The organism is uncultured Microbacterium sp., assembly GCF_963521695.1.
Taxonomy (GTDB): Bacteria; Actinomycetota; Actinomycetes; order Actinomycetales; family Microbacteriaceae; genus Microbacterium.
The window spans coordinates 1-3,738 of record NZ_CAUQWC010000283.1; the positions used below are offsets into that span (position 1 = coordinate 1).

4 protein-coding genes are annotated in these 3,738 nt (G+C 70.2%); 3 read left to right on the forward strand and 1 reads right to left on the reverse strand.

Translation table 11 applies throughout. From position 1 onward, the window contains the following. A partial coding sequence (locus tag RWP81_RS15230; protein ID WP_399540619.1) for a glycosyltransferase family protein occupies nucleotides 1–760 on the reverse strand: 760 nt, incomplete at its 3' end. A gap of 357 nt (nucleotides 761–1,117) precedes the next feature. Between RWP81_RS15230 and RWP81_RS15235 the strand changes: the two genes are divergently transcribed. The 3 genes from RWP81_RS15235 to RWP81_RS15245 are packed head-to-tail and all read left to right on the forward strand — an operon-like array spanning nucleotide 1,118 to nucleotide 3,698. After that, nucleotides 1,118–2,020: a MetQ/NlpA family ABC transporter substrate-binding protein gene (locus tag RWP81_RS15235; RefSeq protein ID WP_314457512.1), complete on the forward strand. Its 903-nt coding sequence runs from the start codon at nucleotides 1,118–1,120 to the stop codon at nucleotides 2,018–2,020. Beyond that, nucleotides 2,017–3,042 carry a methionine ABC transporter ATP-binding protein gene (locus RWP81_RS15240; protein WP_314457514.1) on the forward strand — a complete coding sequence of 342 codons (1,026 nt, stop codon included), beginning with the start codon at nucleotides 2,017–2,019 and terminating at the stop codon, nucleotides 3,040–3,042. The genes RWP81_RS15235 and RWP81_RS15240 overlap by 4 nt, the downstream gene beginning before the upstream one ends. After that, nucleotides 3,039–3,698, forward strand: coding sequence for a methionine ABC transporter permease (locus RWP81_RS15245; protein WP_314457516.1), 660 nt, complete (start codon nucleotides 3,039–3,041; stop codon nucleotides 3,696–3,698). Before RWP81_RS15240 ends, RWP81_RS15245 begins: the two co-directional genes overlap by 4 nt. Nucleotides 3,699–3,738: the final 40 nt, after the last annotated feature.

A 3,738-nucleotide genomic window follows, 5' to 3' on the forward strand; every position in this document is an offset into this window, starting at 1 on the left:
TCTGGGGGCCGGTGACGTTGAGGTGGCGGTGCCCGGCGGGCAGGTCGGCCCCGGCCGCGGCGACGGAGGTGTGCACCCCGTCGGAGCCCCCGCCGACCGTGGTCAGCACGTACGGGCCCTCGACGGCGGGCGCCGGACGGCTCGGACGCCCGTGCGCGAGGTAGCCGGTGTAGCTGATGAGCGGTGCGAGCCCGGGGGGCGTCTCGCCGCTGAGCCGCAGGTCGTGCACGGCTGGATCGCCGTACACCCAGATCGCGTCGAAGTGCTCCCGCACGGCGCGCGCCCCGCCGAGGGTGCGGAACTCCGCCCGGGCGACCGCCGGGCGGTCGAGCACGTCGCGAAGACCCAGGACGGTCGTGCACGAGGGGTGGGTGGCGCGGAGATCACGCAGCGCGTTGCGCAACTCGCCGTGCACCCCGAAGGGATGGCGGTCCACCACGAAGAGGTCGGGTGCGAAGGCCCGCAGCACCCCGGCGATGACGCCCGCCCGCATCGCGGTGACCCGCTGGATGTCGGCCGCGAGGTGCCGGGAGCGGTAGCCCGCGTCGTCGACCGAGACGCTGGGCACCACCACCCAGTCCCACCCGGGCGGGGCGGGGAACGCCGTCGCCGAGGCCTGGCCGGTGATGAGGACGCCGGTGACGTCCTGCCCGACGATCCCGGGGACCGTTCGGGTGAGGGCGTGGGCGAGGGCGAGGTTGCGCCTCACGTGTCCGAGCCCGACGGAGTCGTGCGATGACAGGGCGATCCGGTGAACCACAGCAGCCTCCTGGGGTGGTGGGCGCCCGTTGCGCCTCATCCGCGGGGTGTCCCGCGTCTCCCATGCTGGCCACGGCCTGTAAAGCGCGATTAAGCCCTCCACGAGAGGGTTCTTAGAAACGCGTTCCGCGTGCGGAGCGCGCGCCCCGTCCTGCCGACGATCCGTTACCGGCGTCCGAGGCCGCGTCGGACGATGCGCCGAACCTCGCGCGACGGATCCCCGGATGCCGGTGCCCGAGGTGCCGCGATCATCGTCGAACGATGCCGTCCGGACGAATCCGTTACCTCGCGTGACAGCCCGTTACCGGCCGTAACGCCGCGGCTTGGGCGTCCGGTGACCGCATGGTGACGTGGATCCATGACTTCGCACCGCACCGCACGCCTGGCCACGATCCTCGGCGCCTCCACCGCAGCCCTCCTGCTGACCCTCACCGGGTGCGCCGGGGGAGCGGCATCCACCGACGACTCCTCGCGCATCGTCCTGGGCGCCGACGACGGCACCGAGGCGCACTGGGCGGTGCTGACGCAAAAGCTCGCCGATGAGGGCATCGAGCTCGAGGTGCGAACGATCAACGACGGTGTGCAGCTCAACCAGGGCGTGCAGGACGGCGAGCTGGACGTGAACCTCTTCCAGCACCTCATCTACCTGTCGCAGTTCAACGTCGAGAACAACGGATCGCTGGTGCCGGTCGGCGCCACCGCGGTCTACCCGCTCGCGCTGTACTCCGAGCAGTACACCGATGTGGAAGACCTGCCCGAGGGGGCGAAGGTCGCCATCCCCAACAACCCGACCAACCTCGCTCGCGGCCTGCTGAACCTGCAGACCGCGGGGCTGCTCACCCTCAAGGACGGTGGCACCGCCCTCTCGACGCCGGCCGACATCGTCACGTCGAAGATCGAGCTGCTCCCCGTCGACACGAACCAGACCGTCACCGCCCTCAAAGACGGCAGCGCCCAGGCCGCCATCGTCAACAACACGCAGGCCCAGAAGGGCGGGCTCGGCGACGAGCTCATCATCTTCAAGGAAGACCTGAACAACCCGCAGCTCGCGCCGTACATCAACGCGTTCGTCACGCGCGACGACAAGAAGGACGACCCGCGCTGGGAGAAGCTCGTAGCGGCGTACCACAGCCCCGAGGTCGAGGCCGCGGTCACTGAGCTGAACCAGGGCAACCTGCAGTTCAAGACCGAGTGGACCGGCGCGCAGCTGCAGGACGAACTGACGAGCCTCGAAGACGCCCTCAAGGCCCAGAACGGATGACCGCGGTCATCGAGCTGCGGGGCGTCTCGAAAAGCTTCCGCACCGATCGCCGCTCCTCCACGACCGCCGTCGACGACGTGTCGCTGAGCGTGGAGGAGGGGTCGATCGTCGGCGTGATCGGATACTCCGGCGCCGGCAAGTCGACCCTCGTGCGTCTGCTGAACGGACTCGAGCAGCCGACGTCGGGCACCGTCGAGGTGCTCGGCGTCGACGTGGGGGCGGCCTCCGAGGCGAAGCTGCGCGATCTGCGGCGCAGCGTCGGCATGATCTTCCAGCAGTTCAACCTCTTCACCTCGCGCACCGTGGCGGCGAACGTCGCCTACCCGCTCAAGGTGGCGGGGTGGAAGAAGGCCGACCGCGACAAGCGCGTCGCCGAGCTGCTCGACTTCGTCGGCATCGGCGACAAGGCGAAGCAGTACCCGCGGCGCCTCTCGGGCGGGCAGAAGCAGCGCGTCGGCATCGCGCGCGCGATCGCGACCGACCCCCGCATCCTGCTCGCCGACGAGGCCACCAGCGCGCTCGACCCGCAGACCACCGCCGAGGTGCTCGACCTGCTGCGCGAGATCAACCGGCGCCTGGGCATCACCATCGTCGTCATCACGCACCAGATCTCGATCGTCCACGAGCTCTGCGACCAGGTGATCGTCATGGACGGCGGCCGCGTGGTCGACAGCGGCGACACGTACCGCGTGTTCGCGCACCCGCGCGCCGACCTGACCAAGCGGTTCGTCGCCGCGGTGACGCAGGGCGTGCCGGCGGGAGAGACGCTGTCGGCGCTCGCCGCGGGCGGGGGCGACCTGGTCAGTGTCGAGATCAACGAGTTCTCCAGCGAAGACGTCTCGAACGTGTTCCACCGTCACGGCGCCCGTCACTCCGTCGTCTACGGCGGCGTCACCGACGTGCTCGGACGCCAGCTCGGCACGCTCACCTATCGCGTGCACACCGACGACCTCGGCGCCGTCGTCGCGGAGCTCCGCGCCCACACCGACGTCGTCGTGCCCACCGGGGAGGTGCGCGCATGAACAAGTGGGACACCCTCACCCCGGTGCTGCTGCAGTCCATCGGCGAGACGGTCTACATGGTCGCCGTCTCGCTGCTCATCTCCGGCGTCGCGGGGCTCGTCATCGGGGCACTGCTGTACGCCACCCGGCCCGGCAACCTGTTCGAGAACCGGGTCGTCTTCGCGGTCGCGAACCTCGTCATCAACCTCATCCGCCCGATCCCGTTCATCATCTTCCTCACCGCCGTGGCCCCCGTCACCCGCGCGGTGACCGGGACGACCCTGGGGACGGATGCCGCGATCGTGCCGATCACGATCATGGCCACGGTCGTGATCGCCCGCGTGGTCGAGCAGAACCTCGTCGCCGTCGACCCCGGCGCCGTCGAGGCGGCGCGGGCCGTCGGCGCCCGGCGGATCGGCGTGCTGTTCGGCGTGGTGATCCCCGAGGCGCTCGCGCCGCTGATCCTCGGCTACACGTTCATGTTCATCGCGGTCGTCGACATGTCGGCAATGGCCGGGTACATCGGCGGCGGCGGGCTCGGCAACTTCGCCATCATCTACGGCTACCAGCAGTTCAACCAGCAGGCGACGTGGGTGACGGTCGCGATCATCGTGGTGATCGTGCAGGCCGGTCAGCTGCTCGGCAACGCCCTCGCCCACCGCATCCTGCGCCGCTGAGGTCAGGGCTCGCTCTCGCCCAGTGCGCGCGCCCGCGCCC

Bases quoted from the DNA above. Each gene is read 5' to 3' on its own strand.
- RWP81_RS15240 (WP_314457514.1), top strand. From the start codon at position 2,017: ATGACCGCGGTCATCGAGCTGCGGGGCGTCTCGAAAAGCTTCCGCACC.
- RWP81_RS15245 (WP_314457516.1), top strand. From the start codon at position 3,039: ATGAACAAGTGGGACACCCTCACCCCGGTGCTGCTGCAGTCCATCGGC.
- RWP81_RS15235 (WP_314457512.1), top strand. From the start codon at position 1,118: ATGACTTCGCACCGCACCGCACGCCTGGCCACGATCCTCGGCGCCTCC.